The 23,795-nt window shown below is 40.6% G+C and carries 18 protein-coding genes; 11 read left to right on the top strand and 7 right to left on the bottom strand.

The genetic code is table 11. The features are described 5' to 3' along the window. Positions 1-55: 55 nt before the first annotated feature. The 3 genes from speB to U5K72_12285 all read right to left on the bottom strand — a co-directional run bounded on the left by speB (position 56) and on the right by U5K72_12285 (position 4,195). On the bottom strand, positions 56-916 hold the full coding sequence (speB, locus tag U5K72_12295; GenBank protein ID MDZ7719589.1) for an agmatinase: 861 nt from the start codon (positions 914-916) through the stop codon (positions 56-58). Beyond that, positions 909-2,315, bottom strand: coding sequence for an arginine decarboxylase (locus U5K72_12290; GenBank protein ID MDZ7719588.1), 1,407 nt, complete (start codon positions 2,313-2,315; stop codon positions 909-911). Before U5K72_12290 ends, speB begins: the two co-directional genes overlap by 8 nt. Positions 2,316-2,623: 308 nt before the next feature. Further along, positions 2,624-4,195 (bottom strand): amidase, encoded by a 1,572-nt coding sequence (locus U5K72_12285; GenBank protein MDZ7719587.1) that lies wholly within the window; start codon positions 4,193-4,195, stop codon positions 2,624-2,626. A 132-nt stretch (positions 4,196-4,327) separates the two neighbouring features. Between U5K72_12285 and U5K72_12280 the strand changes: the two genes are divergently transcribed. The 3 genes from U5K72_12280 to U5K72_12270 all read left to right on the top strand — a co-directional run bounded on the left by U5K72_12280 (position 4,328) and on the right by U5K72_12270 (position 9,057). After that, the gene (locus U5K72_12280) at positions 4,328-5,326 is read left to right on the top strand and encodes a nucleoside hydrolase (protein MDZ7719586.1); all 999 of its coding nucleotides are present in this window, start codon (positions 4,328-4,330) and stop codon (positions 5,324-5,326) included. A gap of 59 nt (positions 5,327-5,385) precedes the next feature. Further along, positions 5,386-5,718: an MGMT family protein gene (locus tag U5K72_12275; protein MDZ7719585.1), complete on the top strand. Its 333-nt coding sequence runs from the start codon at positions 5,386-5,388 to the stop codon at positions 5,716-5,718. Positions 5,719-5,853: 135 nt separating this feature from the next. Further along, the gene (locus tag U5K72_12270) at positions 5,854-9,057 is read left to right on the top strand and encodes a S41 family peptidase (GenBank protein MDZ7719584.1); all 3,204 of its coding nucleotides are present in this window, start codon (positions 5,854-5,856) and stop codon (positions 9,055-9,057) included. Positions 9,058-9,082: 25 nt separating this feature from the next. Here U5K72_12270 and U5K72_12265 read toward each other — a convergent pair whose 3' ends face one another. Together U5K72_12265 and U5K72_12260 are read right to left on the bottom strand one after the other, a co-directional pair. Then, positions 9,083-10,453: a TIGR00366 family protein gene (locus U5K72_12265; protein MDZ7719583.1), complete on the bottom strand. Its 1,371-nt coding sequence runs from the start codon at positions 10,451-10,453 to the stop codon at positions 9,083-9,085. Between the two features lie 271 nt (positions 10,454-10,724). Continuing rightward, positions 10,725-11,348, bottom strand: a complete 624-nt coding sequence (locus tag U5K72_12260) for a hypothetical protein (GenBank protein ID MDZ7719582.1) — start codon at positions 11,346-11,348, stop codon at positions 10,725-10,727. Between the two features lie 170 nt (positions 11,349-11,518). Here U5K72_12260 and nfo point away from each other — a divergent pair, with 170 nt between their 5' ends. Next, the gene (gene nfo / locus U5K72_12255; protein MDZ7719581.1) at positions 11,519-12,403 is read left to right on the top strand and encodes a deoxyribonuclease IV; all 885 of its coding nucleotides are present in this window, start codon (positions 11,519-11,521) and stop codon (positions 12,401-12,403) included. Positions 12,404-12,616: 213 nt separating this feature from the next. Further along, positions 12,617-15,370 carry a DNA polymerase I gene (gene polA, locus U5K72_12250; protein MDZ7719580.1) on the top strand — a complete coding sequence of 918 codons (2,754 nt, stop codon included), beginning with the start codon at positions 12,617-12,619 and terminating at the stop codon, positions 15,368-15,370. A gap of 71 nt (positions 15,371-15,441) precedes the next feature. On the opposite strand, the gene U5K72_12245 is transcribed toward polA, so the two are convergent. Then, a complete protein-coding gene (locus U5K72_12245) occupies positions 15,442-16,002 on the bottom strand; it encodes a pentapeptide repeat-containing protein (protein MDZ7719579.1) in 561 nt (186 codons plus the stop codon). Between the two features lie 98 nt (positions 16,003-16,100). After that, on the bottom strand, positions 16,101-16,442 hold the full coding sequence (locus U5K72_12240) for an STAS domain-containing protein (GenBank protein MDZ7719578.1): 342 nt from the start codon (positions 16,440-16,442) through the stop codon (positions 16,101-16,103). Between the two features lie 207 nt (positions 16,443-16,649). Between U5K72_12240 and U5K72_12235 the strand changes: the two genes are divergently transcribed. The 6 genes from U5K72_12235 to U5K72_12210 all read left to right on the top strand — a co-directional run bounded on the left by U5K72_12235 (position 16,650) and on the right by U5K72_12210 (position 23,792). Next, positions 16,650-17,054 carry an ATP-binding protein gene (locus U5K72_12235; GenBank protein ID MDZ7719577.1) on the top strand — a complete coding sequence of 135 codons (405 nt, stop codon included), beginning with the start codon at positions 16,650-16,652 and terminating at the stop codon, positions 17,052-17,054. Positions 17,055-17,063: 9 nt separating this feature from the next. After that, entirely contained in the window at positions 17,064-17,348 is a 285-nt protein-coding gene (locus tag U5K72_12230) for an STAS domain-containing protein (protein MDZ7719576.1), read from the top strand. 82 nt (positions 17,349-17,430) lie between these two features. After that, positions 17,431-17,952 (top strand): sigma-70 family RNA polymerase sigma factor, encoded by a 522-nt coding sequence (locus U5K72_12225; GenBank protein ID MDZ7719575.1) that lies wholly within the window; start codon positions 17,431-17,433, stop codon positions 17,950-17,952. A 143-nt stretch (positions 17,953-18,095) separates the two neighbouring features. Continuing rightward, entirely contained in the window at positions 18,096-19,562 is a 1,467-nt protein-coding gene (locus U5K72_12220; protein MDZ7719574.1) for a hypothetical protein, read from the top strand. A gap of 210 nt (positions 19,563-19,772) precedes the next feature. Continuing rightward, positions 19,773-22,736, top strand: a complete 2,964-nt coding sequence (locus U5K72_12215; GenBank protein ID MDZ7719573.1) for a hypothetical protein — start codon at positions 19,773-19,775, stop codon at positions 22,734-22,736. A gap of 72 nt (positions 22,737-22,808) precedes the next feature. Then, positions 22,809-23,792: a PrsW family glutamic-type intramembrane protease gene (locus tag U5K72_12210; protein MDZ7719572.1), complete on the top strand. Its 984-nt coding sequence runs from the start codon at positions 22,809-22,811 to the stop codon at positions 23,790-23,792. Positions 23,793-23,795: the final 3 nt, after the last annotated feature.

The following is a 23,795-nucleotide window of genomic DNA, read 5'->3' as shown; positions in this document are numbered from 1 at the left end:
GAAGTCTTATCCAACCGACAGACAATAACTCGTAATTCTGTAGTTAACATGCCACTCATGAGTTTGCGAATTTATAGCTTAACATTTTGTAGTAAAGTTTTGCAGCCAAAAAGTCGGGTGCATTGAGTCCTTCAATCGGGGCGAGTTCAACAATATCAAATCCCAGTACATTTTTTTGATCAAACACTTTTCGGAGGTATTGAATCATCGTATTCCACTGCATTCCCCCGGGTTCTGGCGTTCCGGTGGAGGGCATAATGGAGGGATCAAACACATCTAAGTCCAGAGTGATGTACACTTTATCAGTGATTTTCGATATTGAATTCTCCATCCAGTCGGTTGTACCATACATATCTTCTGCAAAATAGCATTTTTCGCGATCCAAATAGGGAAGTTCAGAGCTGTCCATGCTCCTGATTCCAACCTGGATCAGGTTTGCGTTTTTTGAAGCATCAGCTACCGCACAAGCGTGGTTGTATGGCGATCCGTGAAACTCGGGACGGAGATCGGCGTGGGCATCCAGTTGCAATATTGTGATATCGGGATGGGCCTCATAAAACGCCTTGATAATGCCGATACTGATGGAATGTTCTCCCCCGAAAAAGGTCAGAAATTTCCCGCTATTCAGAAGCTCTTTTGTATTCTTGTAAACAGCTTCAAAAACGGCTTCAGGCGATGAATCCTCCAAAATCGGATCTAAGATATGAACTCCCTTTTTATAGACCTCGCTGTCCGTTTCAATATCATAAATTTCCATATTTTCGGTGGCATTCAGGAAAGCTTTGAATCCACGGTCCGCACCTTTTCCCCAGGTACTGGTACCGTCGTAGGGAATGGATTGTAGCAGAATCTCTGCATTTTCATAGAGATTATGGTCGCCTTCAATTCCTGCGTAAAGAGGCTTTTGATCAATCATGATATCCTAAAATTTCAAGCATTTTATCAACATTTTGTTCATCCCGGTATAAATAATCGTACATATTTCCATCCTCATCAATATCTACAACGATATGTTTTGGGGATGGAATCAGGCAGTGTTTGATACCCCCGTACCCACTGATGGAATCCTGGTAGGCCCCCGTGTGAAAAAAACCGATGTAGAGCGGTTCCCGGTCGTCATCAGAATAAGCCGGAAGCAGCACCTGCTGATTCAGTTCCTCTGAGTTGTAGTAATCGGAATGATCGCAACTAATTCCCCCGATGTTGATTCTTTTATACTGATTTTTCCATTTGTTGAGAGGCAACAAGATAAATTTCTCGTTTATAGACCATGCATCAGGGATCGTGTTCATCAGGCTGTTATCAATCAAGTACCAAAGTTCAGTATCATTTTGCTGCTTTTGTTCTAAAACCTGGAAGATTACCGCACCGCTTTCACCTACGGTATATCTTCCAAATTCTGTAAAAATATCAGGTTCATCAACACCGGCATCGGCACAGGTCTCTTTAATATTCCCAACAATTTCATGGGTCATATATTCATAGTCGTAATTGAAATTGAGACTATTTTGAATCGGAAATCCGCCGCCAATATTCAGGGATCTAACGGATGGGACCATTTTTTTGATATTTGTATAGAGGGTGAGAGCTTTCTTGAATTCATTCCAGTAATACATATTGTCGCTGATGCCCGAATCTACAAAAAAGTGTACCATTGTGAGCTCAAAACGATCATCATCAACAATATTTTCGCTGACAAAATCCAGGATTTCACGCTTGTTAATTCCCATTCTTGAGGTGTAATATGCAGCCTGTGGATCCTCCTCAATACAGATACGAATCCCAATCTTTATCTTCTTATCCGTTTCAATGGTTTTTAGTTTTTCCAGTTCGCGTGTGTTGTCAAGCACTGAAATGGAATTGGAGAATCCTTTATTGATTAACTGTCCTATTTTTTTGACGTAGTTATCCGTTTTAAACCCGTTATGGACGATCGTTCCGTTTTTATCAAACTTGCCTTTTTGATACAGGTTTTCAATCAAATCGAGATCAAACGAGGATGAGGTTTCCAGGGAAACGTTCTCTTTGAGAGCTTTGCTTACCACATGGTTAAAATGACAGCATTTTGTGCAATAACAAAATTCGTAATTCCCGGAGTAGTTGTGATTTTGAATCGCGTTATTGAATAGCCTGCGGGCTGTTTCAATCTTCTTTTGGATGTTGGGGAGATAAGTAAGCCGAAACGGAGTTCCATATTTCTCGATCAACCGAACCAGGTCAACATTATGAAAACTTAAAGTTCCGTTGATCAACTCGAAACCATTCTGTGGAAAGTCGTAGGTCTGATCAACCAGTTCGAAATATGAATTTTTCATTTAGTTTGTATAAGTAGGTTGACTGATTTTCAGGATGTAAAATTATGAATAAATACCGTTTTTCTAAGCAATAATTTGAACAGCTAAAGATTAATTTTTTGTGATCAGAAAAGTAGATGTTTTTCTACAGAGTGGATATAAAATCCGGTAAAACGGCTTGCTGGCCGTTGGTTTTGAAGCGGAGCTTCAGTGGGGCGTACCGAAGGGGACCTACGGTACGAGGGGAAAGGGGACACTTTAAGAAAAACGTTTAGTAAACCTAAAATTTTCGGGACGTATCTTAGAAGATTTTTGATATGAGAGTCAAATTATTCCTCAAACCTTGGTACAATCCGGTGTTTAGTTCCCTGCTCATAAGCAAAAGCAATTTCAAGCAAAACCGGTTCACTCCAGGCTCTTCCAAAAATGGAAAGACCGACCGGCAATCCTTCAATATCTCCCATCGGGACAGTTATAATTGGATAGCCAGCCCTGGCTGAAGGAGAACTTGAAGAGAGTGAAAAATTATCCCCAAGGATCAAATCGGTTTTCCAGGCGGGTGAGCCTGTTGGAGAAATAATGGCATCCAGGTTATGTTCATCCATCACCCGGTCCATACCGTTTTCCCGGCTCTCCGTTAACATTCGTTCAAGTGCGTTTTGATACTCTTCAGAATTGAGATCTCCTTTCTCTGCTGCCATTGTGATTAAACTTCTGTCGAAACGTTCGGTTTCAACCGGAGTCTCTTTTGTTAATTCTGCAAGTTCTTCAATACTCGATACCGGCGCATCTTCACCGAGAGATGCAAAATATTTGTTCAAGCCGTCTTTAAATTCATACAGTAAAACCTGGAATGCATCTCCGCCAATATTTTCTTCAGTTATCTCTTCTAATTCAACAATTGCAGCTCCTTGGTTTTCAAAGAAATCAACGGCCTGGTTCATGAGAGTATCAACACGAAAGTGATTTCCCATGGGACCGGTATAAAACCCAATTCTCTTTCCTTTTAGACCATTTTCGTTCAAAAATTGAGTGTAATCCTCGTGCCTGTTTTGGTTACTCGGTTCTGTAATCGGATCATTTGGATCAGACTCCGCCAGCGCACCCAGCAGAATTGCAGCGTCCCGAACAGTTCGGGCCATTGGGCCGGCACTGTCGGTATGATAGGAGATGGGAATAATTCCGTCTCGGCTCCACAATCCAACTGTAGGCTTCATTCCAACAATTCCATTGGCATTGGAGGGACAGACAACCGAACCGTTTGTTTCTGTACCAATGGCAATTGCAGCCAGGTTTGCGGAAGCTGCCACTCCCGAACCGGCACTTGAACCACATGGATTGCGGGTGATATCGTACGGATTTTTGGTCTGTCCGCCTAATCCGCTCCATCCGCTGGATGAAAAATCGCTGTGGAAATTGGCCCATTCGCTCAGGTTCGCTTTACCAATGATAACGGCTCCCTGGTCTCGCAGTTTCTGCACGATGAAGGCATCATCCGGGGGTATTGACCCTTCCATGAATCGCGATCCTGCGGTGGTGGGCATATCAGAAGTATCGATATTGTCTTTTAACACAATAGGAATTCCATGAAGAGGACCTCGAGAGTTACCATTTTGAAGTTCTTGATCTAATTCTTCAGCTACTGAAATGGCATCTGGATTCAGATAGATCATTGCGTTTAAGGCGGGACCGCTTTGATCAATTTGTTCAATTCGATTGAGGTAGGCTTGAACGACCTCCTTGATTGTGAAGTCGTTACTGGTGTACCCCTGTTGAAGATTACTTATAGTAATTTCTTCAAACAGGAAAGCATTTTCTGTGCGGTCGTTTGTTTGATCAATGCAGCTTATGCTTAAAATAAGAAGTAGAATTAGGCCAATTGTAGATTTAAAATATTTCATAAAAAAATTGTAAATAGATGAGTTATTTGAAAAAAGTATTCATTTAAAAATAAGAACTACTGGATTTTTTCAGAATAATATTGAAGGTTGACAATGATAAAGAAAGATTACTTGAAAACTAATTTAAGTAGAATGAATAGAATAAATATCCCAACTGTCATATTTTTTGTACTTCCTTTTTTATTAATATTACCCACCAAAAACGTACAAGCCCAGCGAAGTTTGTATTATAGTGAAAAGAAAGTTACACCTAAAATACCGGCAAAAGATGAAAAGATAAGAGTAATCATTGTGAGTGATGTAACAAATGAAATTGATGATATATGGGCAATTTCTTTGGCTATTCTATCACCGGAGCGGTTTGATATAGAAGGAATTGTTACAAGTAATCATGATAGTTATTACAGTGGATCTGGACCTGAGAGCATTCAAAACTCATTTGAAGAAGCCCACACAATTTTAGAAAAAGCAGGTATGGAAGGAGAGATCCCAATTTTGCGCGGAGGCCATCCCATGCAGTACGTTTTTGAACCCAGTGAATCGGAGGGGGTTGATTTTATTATTGAACGAGCAATGACTGGATCATCAGAAAATCCGTTGTGGGTAATCGGCTTGGGCAGCCCGACTGATCTTGCATCGGCGTACTTAAAAGAGCCAAAAATTAAAGACAAAGTGATAATGTACTGGCATGCCCGAACAGAGAATACATGGCCATTCAGAGCTCATAACTTTAACATAAAGGGAGATATACGTGCTTCCAGAATAATGTTTCATTCACCATTACCTCTTGTTCTTTTTGATACGGGAACTCACCTCAGTATAACAATGGAGGAGTCGGAGAGAAAGGTAAAACCCCATGGTGATCTTGGAGAATATTTACATGAGTACCGGTACAATAGTGATTATTTTATGGATCCGAATAAAGGGTTTTTTGATCTTGGGGATATGGCCGCTTTACTTGATCCTGAAATTGCAACATGTCAAGAGTCAGTTGCACCAACAGTTACGCATTATATGGACTATAATTTTTACGATACTAATGGGACACTACTGAGATGTTCAGACATTGATCGTGATAAAACATTCCAACTTTTATATGATCGTTTGAAAAAATATTATGGGTTGGAATAGGATGAATTGGGTAATTATTAAATTTCTGACACGAAAATTTGGCCGCAGATAACACCAGAATGAATCGTGAAGATTTCTATCAGAGAGTTTATGATGTTGTAGCGGAAATTCCGCCGGGGAAAGTGACCACCTACGGAGCCATTGCAGGTTATCTGGGCGTTCGGTCGGGTGCCAGGATGGTAGGATATGCCTTGAACAATTTGATATCAGCAGAGGGAGAACAGTATCCGGCTCACAGAGTTGTCAATCGGTTAGGACAATTAACAGGCAGGTCCTATTTTCCCGGTGACTCTATGAAAGAGCGATTAGAACAGGAGGGAGTTGATTTCAAAGAAGAATACACCACTGATATTGAAAAGCACTTTTGGGATCCGTCTGAAAACCTCAGGTGAAGAATTGCTTTGTCTACCAAGAACGATTTGCTACAGGACTGTATTCATGCGAGTGGGTTTTTAAACCGGGTTCTAATATTTTTAAGAAAATATTTACCTTTTATTTACTATTTATTGCAATTATCCAACGATTATATGATGAAGAAATCTCATTTTACGTTTCTGATCACCTCTCTATTTCTAATTTTTTTTAGTCATCAAAGTTTAGGGCAACAGATCTACAGGAATCCTGCAATTTCACCGGATGGAAACTTGCTCAGTTATAGTTTACAAGGAGATATCTGGTTTGTTGATCTCGATCAAAAAGAACCCCGACGATTAACAATTCACGAGGGATATGAGTCGAATCCAACATTTAACCAGGCAGGAGATGAAATTGCGTTCAGCAGTGACCGATATGGAAATGATGACATTTTTAAAGTTCCGGTTGCAGGTGGCGATGTGCAAAGAATAACCTGGCGAAGCAGTGATGATATGATTTCGGACTGGCAAAATGGAAATTTGATATTTATTACAGAACGTGATTTCAATGCCGTAGAGTGGGATTCCGAAATTTATAGTGTTGATGAAAATGGTGGAACACCTTTCCGGATTTCGGATGCATTCGGTGAGTTTGCAACATTATCGCCAAATGGTGAGTGGCTGGCATTTGTGAGAGGTTCATGCAGAATCTCAAGAGAAGCCTATCGAGGCTCAGCTAATCTGGATATCTGGCTGATGAATATGGAATCGGGAGATTTTATTCAGCTTACAACCTTTAATGGAAATGATTATATGCCCCGCTGGCAGGATGACCATACGTTGTGGTATATAAGTTCTGAAGGAGGCCGATATAATGTGAAGAGGCTAAATCTCAATGATGACGGATCTATTTCAAATACTGAGCAGATGACAAACGAGCGAGATTTTGGAGTTCGTCATTTTGATCTTTCTGAGGACGGCGATATCGTTTATACTTCCGGGGGTCGATTGGTTTATAGGGCATCAGGCCAATCCTCAGAAGTATTGGAATTAAATCATACAGGAGATTACCGATTTGATCCGGTGGTAGCAATGTCAAAATCATCAGATTTAACGGAGTTTGCAGTTACTACAAATGGAAAATATTCGGCATTGGGTATCCACGGTGAAATATTTGTGACCGAAAATGATTCTGAAAAATCAAAAACACGAAATATTTCTCAACATGGCTACAGAGATCGTGATGCATCCTGGTTAAATGATTCGACACTGGTATTTGTATCAGACAGAACCGGAAATTATGAACTATACGCAGCAGCTTCTACGGATGAGAATAAACCCATGCTGCTTGAAACACTGAAGCATCAGGTAAGGAATATTACAGATACAGAAGCTGACGAGAGAAACCCGGTAATCTCACCGGATGGTACGCGTATCACCTATATAAGTGGATCGGAATTTATTCTGGCTGATATTGATGAGACCGGTACAATCTCCAATCAACAAGTGCTGCACGATGAGTGGTGGAATTTGCCGGAGAATGTAGCCTGGAGTCCCGACTCACAATGGTTTGCTTATAATCAGGATGACCTTTATTTCAACACTGAGGTGTTTATTCGATCTGCTGATGGTGAAGGTGAACCGGTAAATGTGAGTATGCATCCCAAAGGAGATTCTATGCCGCACTGGAGTATGGATGGTAAGAAGCTTGCGTTTGTTAGCGAGAGAAATAACCAGGATTATGATGTTTGGTTTGCCTGGTTGAATGAAGATGATTGGGATAAAACACAAAATGATTTAGAGGAAGGACTTTATTTTGATTCTTCGGAAGCAACTGAGGATGAGGAAAAGAACAGCGAAGATGAAGAGGTTGTTGTTGATATCGACCTGGATGAAATTCATAACCGGCTGATGCAGGTGACTCGTGCAAGTGGAAATGAGTTCACTCCTGTTTTTGACTCTGACGGGGAATATATCTACTTCACAGGGTCTTCTATAGAAAGTGATCAATCGGATCTCTACAAAGTTAAATGGGATGGACAAGAATTGAAGCAAGTTACAAGGGGCGGAGCATCACCTGAAAATCTGACTATCTCAAATGATGGAGAATCCCTGTTTTATATCAGTAATGGAAGATTGGCTCAACTCGATATTGCGAGCGAAAATGCTGAAATGGTAGCATTTAATGCTGAGATGGAACGAGACTTTGAACAAGAGAAGCAACAGATGTTCGAGGAAGCCTGGAGTATTTTGAATATGGGCTTTTATGATCCGGATTTCCACGGACAGAACTTCAGGGAACTACGGGAGATCTATGAACCGCTGACATTGGCTGCTTCAACAATCACAGATTTTAGGTATATGTTTAACCTGATGTTGGGACAGCTCAATGCAAGTCATATGGGAATGTATGGTGATGACCGGGCCGAAACGCAGCAAAATCAAACCGGGTTACTGGGGGCCGAAATTCAACCCGCAGATAATGGCATGGAAATAGTTCATGTCATTCCAAACGGGCCTGCGGATCGTGAACACAGTAAATTATATGCCGGAGATGTGATTACTCATGTGAATGGAAAAGAATTAACCCAGGCAGAAAATTTCTATAAGCATTTCAACAATACTGCTGAGGATCAAATTTTATTGGATATAATCCGTGAGGGAGAGGAAACTGAAGTGGTTATTCGTCCCACAAATTCGCTGAGCGATCTTTTGTACGAGCAGTGGACGGAGGAACGCAGGAAATTAACGGAAGAATATTCCAACGGGCGTCTTGGATACATTCACATCCGGGGGATGAATATGCCAAGTTTTGAACGTTTTGAACGGGAGCTAATGGCATCGGGTTATGGCAAAGATGGAATTCTGATTGATGTTCGTTACAATGGCGGTGGCTGGACTACAGATTACCTGATGACTGTTTTAAATGTTGAACAGCACGCATACACCATTCCGAGAGGGGCCAGTGATAATCTAAGTGAAAATAAGAGTGAGTTCCGTGACTATTATCCATTTTCGGAACGTTTACCATTGTCTGCCTGGACAAAACCATCCATTGCACTCGCAAATGAGAGCAGCTATTCAAATGCAGAGATCTTTTCTCACGCTTACAAGAGTCTTGAAATTGGTTCACTTGTGGGGGTTGAAACGTTTGGTGCCGTTATTTCAACGGGTGGAGCAAGACTTATTGATGGATCATTAATTCGATTGCCGTTCCGTGGTTGGTATGTGAAGAACTCAGATGAAAATATGGACTTCGGAGGTGCTGTGCCTGATTATGAAGTAGATAACACTCCAGATTATCGAACAGGTGAAGATACTCAACTCAAAAAAGCTGTTGAGGTGCTTTTAGAACAAATTGAGTCTGAAAACCAGTGATACGTTTACTGACAATTAAGGGGATTTACGAATAGCCAATCCATACCGCAACAGCGATTGCGATCGAACAAATCACCATCAATTTAATTATCAGCGGATAGATAAACCGGAACCAGCGTTCATAGGGAATGTTTGCCAGGCCGAGTATGCCCATTAAGACGGCGTTGGTGGGAACGATCATATTCATTAATCCGTCACCAAGCTGGTAACATAAGACGGCAACCTGTCGCGAAACTCCAACAATATCACCGATTGGAGCCATTAAGGGCATCGTGACGAATGCCTGTCCGCTTCCTGAAGGAATAAAGAAGTTTAGAATACTTTGGACGAACAGCATACCGATACCGGCAATTTCTGCCCCGGCATAGGAGAGGGGAGTGGCCAGTCCGTTTACAACCGTGTGGAGGATTTCACCATCTTCCATCAAGAGAGCGATGCAGCGTGCGAAGCCAATTAACAGGGCAGTACCGGTTAGTTCTGCGGCTCCTTTAGAAAATACAGATGCTGTATTATTGACTCCCATCCCCCCAAATAATCCTGCAAATATTGCCAGTGCAAAGAAAACGGCTCCAAGTTCAATAATGTACCAGTGCCACAAACCGATTCCCACCACTACCAGAATGAGTGCGGCAATGGTTAATCCAAGAACAATCATCTTCCTGACATCCATATTCGGATATTCAATGATCTCATGCTCATCCTGTTCAATGTCTTTCATTAAACTGGAATCGGGATTATTGCGTACTTTTTTGGCATAACTCCAAACGTGATGAAAACCTACAATTAAAAGCGGAACCGCAATAACGAGCCGATACCACATCCCGGATGTTGGTTGTAGCTCCGCGATATCCTGGGCGATCAGAAGTGTAAACGGATTGAGAATGGCAACTCCGTAACCAATTCCGTAGCCAACAACCATTGTTCCAATTGCCGTAATGGCATCCATGTTCAGAGCAATACAGAGCGAAACCAAAATGATGGCAAATGGAATATACTCTTCCGCCATTCCAAGTGTAGCAGAGGCTACGGCGAAAGCCATCATCATTACAAAGAGGAGTGGCCCGGGTTGTTTGCCATAACGGTTCAGAACTTTACCGAGAAGAGCATCAATCGCCCCGGTTTCCCGAATAACGGCGAGCGAACCACCAATGATCAGCACAAAGAAAATAATTCCCTGTGCATCCGCAAATGCTCGTGGTATAGCAGTGAAAAGAGCCGTAATCGGCAAATACTCCTTATCAGGAATTGTTTCGTACGATCCGGGAATCACAACTTCTCGTCCAGCTTCATTCACGGTTGCTTCAAATTGACCAGATGGCACGATCCATGTGAGTACAAGCGCGGCAATCATCAATAAAAAGAGAAGAGCAAGAGTATGCGGTATTTTTATTTTCAAGGAGTAGATCGGGTTGGTTCAAATTCCCAAACATGATACTAATTCTGTATCAAAAAATTGAGAAAAACTATCGGGCAGGAGGTAGGTTACAGGATGCAATGGACAAGAGGTTGACAGTGTAGGTACAGGTGTTCGCGGAAAAAGTTGACAATTGACAGTAGGCAAAGTAACAGTTGCCTACTGTCAATTGTCTACTGAACTAATAGATCAAAAGTAATTGTTTTTAGAATTTGATACTTAAGGTGGGATTTAATGGCTCAGAAAGGGGATTTTATCCTGACTTATCTGCTTTCTTCATTCGGTCTTTTTTCTTTTTGGACTCTTTATTTTTCAGCCGATCCCACATTTTGTTTTTGGAATCTTTGTCTCGAGTAAGGGGGGCAACAAGTACATCAAAAACTTCTTCAGGAAGTTTTGTGTATTGGGCAGTAACCTGTTCGGCGGCAACATCAAAATGCCACTCAATTCGTTTGGCAAACACCTCTTCCAGGTTTTTAATCGCTTCTTCGTCTTCCTCGTTATTAGAACTTATGGTACGAAGCGCCTGGATAATCTCTTGCTGTCCAAGCAGCAAAGCTTCCATTAAAGCTTTATTTGTGATTACCGTATTCAATAAGACTTTGAGAATTTGCTGGTTTTGGAGAATTTTTTGAATGGGATGATCCGGATTTTCTATCTCTTTTTTTTGAACACGTTCAGGAAGGTCGTACACACCGCGGTGTACTCTCTCAATTAATCCCATTGATGTCATTTCAGAAAGAGCACTTCGGGCATTGTTATAGTCAAGATCGGTTCTTTTTACAATTTCCCGGATTTGAAGCTCTTCTCCTGCCTCCTTGAGTACATCAATAATTTTTGATCTGCGGGGTGAAATATCGCTTTGTTTAGTGCTCATAAGATTTCATCTGGTTTATACCGGAAATCGAATCAATTATTATTGTAGATTCTTTTTTTATGATTTGCAAATTTGTATTGTGCTTATCTAACAGATACACAATTGATTTAATTTCAGGAAGCCGGTTGTCATTCGTATTTTGTTCCAAAATTATAACTGAATTTAATTGAATGAAATATATTGGAGCACATGTAAGCGCAGCCGGTGGTGTACAAAACTCACCCGAACGGGCACATGAAATTGGGGCAACTGGTTTCGCGCTTTTTACAAAGAATCAACGCAGGTGGAAAGCAAAACCATTATCAGAAGAAAATATTACTGGATTTAAAGAGGAGTGTAATAACTATAATTTTTCAATGGAAGCTGTGATGCCGCATGACAGCTATTTGATTAATCTTGGGCACCCGGAAAAGGAGGGGTTGACCAAATCCCGAAATGCTTTTCTGGATGAACTACAAAGGTGTGAACAGTTGGAGATTCAAAAATTGAATTTTCATCCGGGAAGCCATCTGAATAAGATCAGCGAAGAAGATTGCATTAAGATTATTGCAGAGTCGATTAACGAAGCACTCGATAAAACCGAATTTGTGAACGCGGTTATTGAGAATACAGCCGGACAGGGAACGAATATGGGCTACCGTTTTGAACATCTTGCCGGTATGATTGACAAAGTTGATCAAAAAGATCGGGTAGGTGTTTGTATTGATACGGCTCATGCCTTTGCAGCAGGATATGATCTTTCCACCGGGGATGGGTTTGAAGAGACCTTTTCTCAGTTTGAACAGATTGTTGGATTCGACAAATTAATGGGTATGCACTTGAATGATTCAAAGAAGGAACTCGGCTCTAAAGTGGATCGCCATGAAAGTTTAGGTGATGGTTTGATTGGCTGGACTCCTTTCAAGCTAATTATGGAAGATATCCGGTTTGATGGAATTCCGTTGATTTTGGAAACACCAAATACAGACCGATGGGCGAAGGAGATTCAACAGTTGAAAGAGTGGGCCGGCCTTGAATTAAGGAGAACCTTCAAGAGTCCGAAGGTCCTTGAATAGTTCTAAATAATTACAAAAAAACTCTTGTAGGAGCCATCGCACGCTTCATGGTTGTTTGTATACAACCTGTCAGAGTCTGAGCAAAGCGAAGTCCTGTCAGAGTTGTATAGATGTTGAAGAATTACCAGACTCTGACAGGAGTTTCCAAAGAGCGGAAACACTCTGTCAGGTCTCTTGATATTGAACAAAAAATCAGGTTTTAAAAGAATACAAATGTCAAAAAAGAAACTTTTCTTACTCGATGGAATGGCTCTTGCATACAGGGCACATTTTGCATTTATCAACAGTCGATTAAAAAATTCAGAGGGAATTCCAACCGGGCCAATTTTGGGCTTTGCCAATACAGTTGAAAAAATGTTGGAGGAGGATAAACCAACGCACATAGCAGTGGCCTGGGATACTCATGAACCTACCTTCAGGCACGAAATTGATGAAGAGTATAAAGCTAATCGCCCGCCACAACCGGAAGAACTTAAAGTTGGAATACCACTGATGAAAGAGATGCTCAAGGCGTGGGGAATACCAAATATCGAGCAAGATGGATTTGAGGCGGATGATATTATCGGGACAATAGCAAATGGTGCCAATGCAGACGATGTAGATGTAATGTTGGTCACTCCGGATAAAGATTTTATGCAATTGGTTCACGATCATATAAAAATGATGAAACCCGATAATAAAAATGGGGGTTTTAATATCATAGACAGGGAGGGGGTGAAGGATTATTTTGGTGTATATCCTGAGAAAGTGATTGATGTATTAGCGATGATTGGAGACACATCCGATAATATTCCCGGCGTGCCCGGAATTGGGAAAAAAGGGGCTCCCAAACTGATCAAAAAATATGGAACACTGGAAGCGGCGATAGAAGATGCTCCAAACATCTCAGGAAAAAGAGCCCGCGAAGGGTTAACTGATTTTGCTGATCAGGCCCTCCAGGCAAAAGAGATGGTTACAATAAAAACAGATGTACCTGATGTACAAGACTGGGAAGACCTGGAGTGGGAAGGTGCCGATAAAAAAGAATTGGGCCTTTTCTTCAAGCGAATGGAGTTTAGAACACTCACTCAAAAATATCTTGGTGAGGAGGGACCTGTCGCTGAAAAAAATGGTGACCAGGTGGATCTTTTTGGATCATTTAAAGAGGAAGCGCCAAAGCAGGAGTTGGATGAGGAAAAGGTTAGTTATGAATTGGTCAACACCATAGATCGGGTTAAAAAAGTCGTTGATATTTTAAAAAGTAAAAAAGAGATCTGTTTTGATACAGAAACAGACAGTCCCGATCCGGTATCGGCAGAACTTGTGGGGATCTCCTTTTCGGCAACAGCGGGATCGGGATATTACATACCCGTAAATGTTGAGGAAGGATTGAATCAGGAAGAAGTTCTTGAACTGCTCAGGCCAATATTTGAAAATTCCGATTCAACAAAAATAGCGCATAATTACAAGTTCGATTACATGATGTTATCGAAGGCGGGGATTGAGATCAGTGGGAAAGCATTTGATACGATGGTAGCTGCGTATCTTGTGGATGCCACCCAAAAGTTAAAAATGGATGAACTTTCAAAAGGCTTGCTAAATTACAAACCTGTATCCATCGAAGAGTTGATTGGTAAAGGGAAGAAGCAAAAGTCGATGGCAGACCTGAATGTGGACGATATTTATTTGTATGCATGCGAAGATGCGGACATCACGCTTCGATTGTACGAAATACTGAACGAGCAGCTTAAAAAAGATGAGTTGGAAGAGATTGCCTATCAAGTGGATTTTCCGTTGATGGAAATCCTGGCAGATATGGAGTACGAGGGGGTGAGGCTGGACAAAGAAATGCTTACACAATTCTCGGAAGAGTTGGCTGAGGATTTGAAAAAACTTGAAACAGAAATTTATGAAAAAGCAGGTGAAGAGTTCAATATCAACTCTCCGCAACAGCTCGGTACAATACTTTTTGAAAAGCTTGAGCTGCCGGCAGGGAAGAAGACAAAAACCGGACAGTATTCCACGGCAGAATCGGTATTAACCAAGCTTGCAGTTAAATATGAGATACCCAGTCTTATACTGGATTATCGTCAGTTAAAAAAGTTGAAATCAACGTATGTGGATGCCCTCCCGGCGCTTATCAATCCGGAAACAGAGCGCATCCATACTGAATTTAACCAAACGGTAACTGCTACTGGGCGGCTGGCATCATCGAATCCGAATCTTCAAAATATCCCGATTCGTACGAAACGCGGACGTGAAATTCGGAAGGCGTTTATAGCTGAAGATGGGTTTAAACTCATGTCTGCTGATTATTCCCAGGTGGAACTTCGGGTAATTGCTGATATTTCTAAAGATGATGCGATGATTGAAGCATTTATGAATGATGAAGATATCCACTCCAGAACGGCAAAAGAGATTTTTAACCTCGACTCGATTGATGATGTGACTCCCGATCACCGGCGCAAAGCCAAAGAGGTGAATTTTGGGATTCCCTATGGAGTGAGTGCATATGGGCTGGCATCACGGTTAGGTATTGAAAACAGCGAAGGGAAAGAGATGATTGATCAGTATTTTGAGCGCTTCCCGAATATTCTGAACTATATCAACGACACAAAGGCGTTTGCCCGCGAGCATGGCTATGTAAAAACATTAATGGGCCGCCGGCGTTATATTCCCGATATCAAATCTGGAAATTGGAATGTGCGCGGATTTGCCGAACGTACGGCGATTAATATGCCGATACAGGGCACAGCTGCGGATATCATCAAACTGGCGATGATCAATATTCATCACTGGTTAAAAGAGAATGAAAAGAAAAGCAGAATGCTTTTGCAGGTTCATGATGAGCTGATTTTTGAGATCCACGAGAGTGAAATGGATGAAGTTCCGGATCAAATTGAAGAGATGATGGAATCAGCTTTTGAACTTGATGTACCGCTGAAGGTAGAAGCCGGAATTGGCGAGAATTGGCTGGAGGCACATTAGGGAAAATTTCAAATATCAAATTCCGAAATCATCAAACTTATGGTGTAGATGAAAGTGAAGAGCATCAAGGTTTATTCTATCTCAAGATCATACTTGTCTAATAATCCGGGTAATCCCATCAAGGAAAACTTTGTTTTTTGAATGTTATTGATTTCAGGATCGATCAGAAAATTGTAAGCAGATCTAAAGTTAGCTTTTTCAAGATTGGTATTTTTGAAGATGGCTGAGTTGAGATTACATTTTTCAAATAGGGTCTCAGCCAGTTCTGCTTCTGTAAAATCCACTTCTTTTAGATTACATTCCCGGAATGAAATTCCTTGAGGATTCATCTGGTAAAAAGAGGAGAGGTTTAGGTAGCAGCTCCGGAAATCAATTGAAAATAGAAATTCATTGCACTCTTCAAATCGCAAACCTACCAGTTTGGATTCAATAAAGAATACTGATTTGAAAGAGGTGTCGTAGAGCTTAGATGAGCTGAAATCGCAATTCTCAAATTCACATTCAACAAAACTGATATCGGATAAATCTGAATTTGGCAGGATACAGTTTATGAAGTGACAATTTTCAAAATCTCCTATTTGTATGGACTTTACACCTTTAAAAGTTTGATCAGCAAAATAAGATTCAGCCATGAGGAGAAAGGGAATCAAACAAGACCCGCCGGTAGTTTATTAAAATTTTCCCCCGATGAGTCTTGTAGAAATCTTAACAATCAATTTAGATGATTGCATTAGTCGTTGTAGGCTTCAAGTGCCTCATCCAGGCTGGTATAGTGGTCGAATACTGTGTTCAACTGGGAGACCATCAATAAACTTGAAATTCGTTTATCTGCATTGCACAGTTTTATATCTCCATCATTTTTTCGCACAGTATTGAGTCCTCCAATTAGAATTCCTAAACCGGAAGAGTTCATAAATTTAACATCCTCCAAATTGATTATAATCTGCTTCTTACCCTCGTCAATAAGTTTGTGAATTTCATTTGAAAATGTTTCGGCATCTGGCCCGCCCATAACTCTGCCTTTTAAATTGATAACTACGCAGTTGTACTTTTCGTTTATACTGTAATTCATGGTTTCCTTATTTGGATTTCATTGGATTATGAATAAAAACTACAATTAATATTATTAAAAGCTAATAATAGATTTTCAAATAATAATTGAAGTAGAACCTGGAAAAACAAACATAATAAATTAAAAGAGTAAAATGGTATAATTTTTCTATTATATTGGCAATTAAATTGAGATAGATGGTTCTTTAAACAATTATTTGCTCAATTAATGGAAAACAAAAAAAAATTTAGCAGAAGTATTAAGGAACTGGAAAATATTTTCAATTTCCTGGAAGGAAACGGGGAAAAATTTCATCTGGGTGAGAGGCTTTTACATGATATTGAGCTTTCGGTTGAAGAGATTTTTACAAATATGGTTCGGCACAATTCCGGTTCAAGTCAGGCCATAGAAATATCTATTGAAAGTGTTAACGGTCAGATATTAACATGTCTGACGGATCATGAAGAGCACCCCTTTGATTTGACTAAAACAACCAAGATCGATTTTGATGATTATATTAAAAAGAAGAGATCGGGTGGTTTGGGTATTTTTCTTGTAAAACAATTGATGGATGAAGTGAAATTTGAACACCAAAATGGGATCTCAAAAATTACGATAATTAAAAATGTTTGAGGATTTAGAATGTTGACTATCGAAAAGAAAAGTGCCAATGAGCTAAAATTTAAAGGCCGTTTGGATGCAAGTCAGGCTGAAAAAGCAGCTAATCATCTTTCAAAAAGTGAAGAAACGGTTACGATTGATATGTCGGATCTGGATTATATTTCAAGTATGGGATTAAGTATTCTCGTGAATACATATAAACGACTGGAAAAAAACGGACATACAGTTAGATTGAAGAATATGAATGACCACGTAAGGGATGTATTTAAATTTACACGACTTGATCAGATTTTTACCATTGAATAATTAAAAAGATTATTCAATTTTCCTTTGAGTGGTTTAAAAATAATGTTTAGGGGTCAATTTTAATTTAAAGAAATAGCTCTTCATGGTTGGGGCGAGTGATAAAGAACTTGTAACACAGTGTCTGGAAGGAAATAACGGGGCATTTGATGAGTTGGTTGATCGATATCAACTGACCATGTACAGGACCGCTCTATCTGTTGTAAAAGATCCTGAAGCTGCTAAAGATGTAACACAAAACGGGTTCATAAAATCCTGGGAGAAGTTGAAGTCTTATAATTCAGACTATAAATTTTATAGTTGGCTCTATCGGATTATAATGAACGAGGCTTTGAATAAAATGAGAGGGGTAACAGAAACAGAGAGAATTTCTCCCAATGAAACAGATGGAGAAACTCCGGTTGGCATAGTCATCAGAAAAGAGGAAAACCGTCAACTTTACGAAGCGATAGAATCGTTAGATCAAAAATTCAGCTCTGTAATATATTTGAGGCACTTTGAGGAACTCAGTTATAAAGAGATTGCTGAAGTGTTGGATATTGAAGAGAAAAAAGTAAAATCACGTTTGTATGGAGCCCGAATGAAACTGCGAGAACGACTCTGTTAAAATCGTTGAATCGCTTCAAATACACTTTTCAAAATAATTTAAAAAACTCACCAACTTTTTCAGGATTGGTGTGTACTTAAAGTAAAAGACAGAATGGTCGTCTCTTGGGCAACGAAGAGAATTCAATTTAAAGACTGAAAGCGATGGACAATCAGATTGTAAAATTAATCCAGGCTGAAATCGACGGTGAAAATTCACCCGGGGATAGCCGAAGAGTTCAATCAATCCTTGAAGAAAACGAAGAAGCTCGTTCACTATACAATGATCTACAGGAGATGGCAAAGAAAATGGATGAGTTAAAGAAAGAAATTGAGCTTCCTGACGGACTTTCAATGCATATTAAAGAGGAAATAGCTAAAAAATCTGAAACTAAGGACGTACAACAGAATAAAATCCACAAAATCAAAAAGGAGGAACATATGCCTGATTCAAAATTATTTTCGGGTAAGACAGCCGCAATTCTTGCAGCCGCAGCCGCAGTTGTAATTGTAGTTTTTGTTACTACAGATTTCCAACAACCACAACAAAGTGATGTTTCCGGTACAATCGGAACAGATGGAGTTGAACAGGCAGAACGCTACAGGGGGACACAAATTACAGAAGCCGATGTAGATCTTGACAGCGAGGAAACACAGCAAATATTACAAAGTGATGATTTTCAGCGCTTAGTAGAAACGGGCGAATTACAGGCGATTGCCAAAAACGAAACCTTCTCACAATTGATGGCAAGCCCTGATTTTAATCAGCTTTTTGCAAGTCCTGAATTTTATCAATTGATGGCTAACTCTGCCTTCAATCAATTACTTGCCAGCCCTGATTTTAATCAACTTTTTGCAACTGCTGAATTTAACCAGTTGATTGCAAATTCTGACTTCACTCAGTTAATGGCCAGTTCTGACTTTAATCAACTTTTTGCAACTGCAGATTTCAATCAGTTAATGGCAAACTCCAATTTTCAACAATTGGTTGCCAGTGCAGACTTTACACAATTAATGGCCAGCTCTGATTTTAACCAGTTGGTTGCCAATTCGGATTTTCAACAATTAATTGCCAGTTCTGATTTTAATCAGTTAACAGCAAGTGCGGAGTTTAATCAATTGATGGCCAGTTCTGATTTTAATCAGTTGATGGAAAGTTCGGCGTTTAACCAGTTGATTGCCAGTGCTGAATTTAATCAACTGCTTGCCAGTTCATCATTTAATCAACTGATGGCAAGCTCCGATTTTGCTCAGCTGATGGCGAGCCCGGATTTTAACCAGTTGGTAGCAAGTCCGGCCTTCCAACAGTTGGTGGCCAGCCCGGATTTCAGTCAATTAATGGCAAGTTCCGATTTTGCCCAGCTGATGGCGAGTCCGGATTTTAACCAGTTGGTAGCCAGCCCGGCCTTCAATCAATTAGTGGCCAGCCCGGATTTTAGTCAACTTATGGCAAGTCCCGATTTTGCTCAGTTAATGGCAAATCAAGACTTTAACCAATTACTTGCAAGTCCAGATTTTAATCAACTGTTGGCGAGTCCTGCCTTCAATCAGTTACTTGCAAGTCCAGATTTCAATCAATTACTGGCCAGCCCAGACTTTCATCAACTGCTGGCAAGCCCCGATCTTAATTAAAAAGATCTGCTTTTTTATCGGCCGGCTTGTTGAGGAGTCGGCCGCCTAAAAGAAAATTCAAAAATATAGTTGAGCAAAAAGACAAAAATGTCTCAGTGAAATGAGGCATTTTTCTTTTTTTATTTGTATTTGTGTAAAAATAACCAAAAGTTTTTAGGGCTAAATTTACTTGGCGAAAAAATTCAACAGGCACGATTAAACCTGTACACAATGGGGCATATACTAAAACAGTTGTTAATTATATTTATTAGTGGATGTTTTATTGTACTTGTATTACAAGCCAGGGCAACAGGGCAGTTTAAGACCGTTGAAACAGAAGATCTCAATCTCATCTACTACAATTTTGGGCATCAATACCTGCTCAATCACACTGTTCGCAGCTATACTAACTCTCTTCGATTTCACAAAGAAAAATTCAATTACAATCTTTCTGAACCGGTAAGTGTCATCATGTCCGATTATGGTGATTTTGCAAATGGGGGAGCATCCGCCGTTCCTAATAATATTATTCTAATGGGAATTGCGCCCTACAGTTATGCTTATGAGACAAATCCCGCAAATGAACGTATCAATGTTTTGATGAATCATGAGCTGGTTCACATTATAGCCCAGGATAAACCCAATAATTCGGATCAATTTTTTCGAACATTGTTTGCCGGAAAAGTTTATCCAAGCCGCGATAATCCTGTGTCGATGTTTTATACGTATTTAACAGCTCCAAGAATTTTTGCGCCGAGATGGTATCACGAGGGAATTGCAGAATACATGACAACCTGGATGTCTGGCGGAATTGGCCGGGTAATGGGAGCCTACGACGAAATGATGTTTCGGACGATGGTACGGGATTCATCTTACATTTATGATGCTGTTGGACTTGAATCGGAAGGCACAACCGCCGATTTCCAGGTTGGTGCAAACTCGTATATGTATGGAACTCGTTTTATGAGCTATCTGTCGCTTCAGTATGGTCCGCAGTCTCTGCTCGATTGGGTAAGCCGGTCCAATGACAGCAAAGCGTTTTACGCCCGTCAGTTCAAAAATATATATGGCACTTCTCTTGATAATGAATGGTCGAATTGGGTTGAGTGGGAAAACAGATGGCAACAACAAAACCTGGAAAGAATTCGACAAAATCCCATAACAGAACGAGAAGTTCTTACACCGCGGCCACTTGGCGGAGTTTCCAGCGGTATTTACGATGAGGTGAACGACCGTATCTACATGGCTGTAGATCTGCCGGGCAGAGTTTCACATCTTACCTCATTAAATCCCAATACAGGGGAGATGAACCGGATAACTGATATCCGTGGTTCGGCGCTCTATTTTGTAAGCTCGCTTGCATACGATCCGGATTCCGCAACTCTGTTTTACACTAACGACAATAACGAGTGGCGCGATCTTTACTCCGTAAATGTACATACCGGCAACTCTGAAATGTTGATGGAAGATGTTCGTACAGGAGACCTTGTACTCAACGAAAATGATAAATCATTGTGGGGCGTACGCCATCTGAATGGAATTGCATCGATCGTGCGAATTCCTCCTCCTTATGATCAATGGAATAGAATTTATTCCATGCCTTATGGCGAAGATATTTTTGATATCGATCTCTCACCGGATGGAAAGTGGATGAGTGCAGCACTTGGAAATGTAAGCGGAGATCAGCGGCTTGTAATGCTCCATACAGATTCATTGAGAGCCGGTACGTTTGAGCCGAGAGAACTCTTTGATTTTCAGGTCAGTTCCCCGTCCAATTTTCAATTCTCAGGTGATGGTAAATACCTTTTTGGGTCAACCTACTACAGCGGGGTCTCTAATATTGTTCGGTACAATATAGAGAGTGAAGAGATTCGATGGCTTACAAATGTAGAGACCGGCTACTTCAAACCAATTCCGGTTTCAGAGGATACGCTGATCGCATTTGAATATACAGGAACCGGTTTTTTACCCGTTAAGATCAAGAATGAGCCGGTAAGCAACGTTAGTTCTATACATTTTTTAGGACAGGAAATTGTCGAAAATCACCCTGAAGTCATTGATTGGATGCTTCCTCCTCCGGATTCAGACCGCATGGATACAGAAGCTTTAATTACCGGTCGATCTGACTATTCTTCAATTGGGAATCTGTCATTGGTTTCTGCGTATCCCATTGTTCAGGGGTTTAAAGATTATGTGGCCGGCGGACTCCGGTTTAACTTTACAGATAATCTGCGACTGCACGATTTAGCAATAACGGGTTCATATTCCCCTCATTCGGGATTGGCGGAAGATGAACATTTTCATGCTTCATTTCTGTACGAAACCCCATCCTGGCGTTTTTTTGGAAATTATAACGGTGCAGATTTTTATGATCTTTTTGGTCCCACAAAACGCAGCCGAAAAGGTTACTCAGTGGGGATGGGATACAATACCGAACTTTATAAAGATGTGGAAAAAACAGTGCATTTCGACATCGCCTCGGCCTATTATGGAGGAATGGAGCGCTTACCCGATTTCCAAAATATTACTACATCTTTCAGCGAATTTGTGGCACTGAATAGTTCAGTATCGTACCAGGCACTGCAAAATTCGTTGGGTGCTGTGGATTATGAGAAGGGATTTGAGTGGGAGCTGACCAGTTCAAACAATTATGGAGATGGAAAACTATTTCCCCGTATCAATCAAAATTTTGATGCAGGGTTTGAACTGCCAATTAATCACTCATCGCTTTGGCTGAGATCTTCAGCAGGTATCTCGTTTTCTCCAAGGGAGGAACCTCTTGGTAATTTCTATTTTGGCGGATTTGGAAACAATTGGGTCGACAATCAAAACAGCAGACAGTACCGTCGCTTTTACTCATTTCCGGGTGCAGAACTGAATGCTATTCCAGCTACAAATTTTGCCAAGTTGATGGCTGAATGGGCAACGCCTCCCATACGATTTAAGAGGGCGGGGTTTTTAAACTTATACGCAAACTGGGCGCAGCTTAACTTTTTCTCTACCGGTTTGGTCACCAATATTGATGATGAATTATTCAGAGGCAGATATTATAATGTTGGAGCACAATTAGATATTCGTATGGTGATGTTTTCTATTCTTGAGTCAACACTCTCGGTGGGTTATGGATCAGCCTGGAATTATGATACCGGATCTCGCGGGGATGAATGGATGATATCACTACGGTTGATGAGATAATATTTAACCTGTAATAGATCAAAACATATCTACGAAGTACTTGAAATAGCAATCGCCTTTCTGCCTATCCTGATGTTTCTCATTTTTATGCGGGTGATTGACAGTTTTAAACTTGTGTCGTTTCGTCAAACTGTGGTTGCAATTGTTGTGGGGGCATTTTCTGCACTTATCACCATATTTGCAAACTATAACCTTATTGTTTGGCTTGGCATGGAATCATCCATCTATTCCAGATTTGTTGCACCGATATCTGAAGAGTTCTTTAAAATTCTGTTTGTTGTTTATTTGATTCAATCCAAAAAAGTTGGGTTTGCGGTGGATGCAACAATATTTGGATTTGCTGTAGGCACAGGTTTTGCCATTATCGAAAACATCTACTATTTGAATGCCCTATCGAATGCGGGGCTCTTAACCTGGTTTGTTCGCGGATTTGGTACAGCGGTGATGCATGGCGGAACTACAGCAATTGCCGCGATACTCATCAAAGATATTTCAGACCGAAAAGAGTGGCCGGATCTATTCACTTATCTGCCCGGGTTTTTGGCAGCTGTGTTTATTCATGGCCTGTTTAACCAATTCCTTTTGCCTCCGGTAACCGTTACCCTTTTAATTCTGATTATCCTTCCGCCTTTGCTTTATTTCATTTTCAAGAAGAGCGAAAAAAACACACGTGTGTGGCTTGGCACGGGTTTGGATAGTGATATGGAGATGCTTCGATTGCTGATGGCAGGAAATATTTCTGAGTCTCGAATTGGCACTTATTTAAAGTCGATAGAAAATAAATTTTCAGCTGAAATTGTGGGGGATATTATTTGTTACCTGCGGGTTTACCTGGAGTTGTCTGTTAAGGCAAAGGGAATTTTAATTATGAAAGAAAACGATTTTGATCTCCCGCCAGATCCCGAAATAAAAGCACAGTTTGAAGAGCTGAAATATCTTGAAGAGAATATTGGTAAAACGGGTAAGCTTGCTATCCAGCCGTTGCTGAAATTGAACAATGCTGATTTGTGGCAACTCTATATGCTGCAACAGGATCAAAAAAAGCCGGTCAATTAAATC

The sequence above is a fragment of the Balneolaceae bacterium genome (assembly GCA_034521495.1).
GTDB lineage: Bacteria > Bacteroidota > Rhodothermia > Balneolales > Balneolaceae > Rhodohalobacter.
The sequence above is the reverse complement of the archived record's forward strand: the minus strand, read 5'-3'. Positions and strand labels throughout refer to the sequence as shown.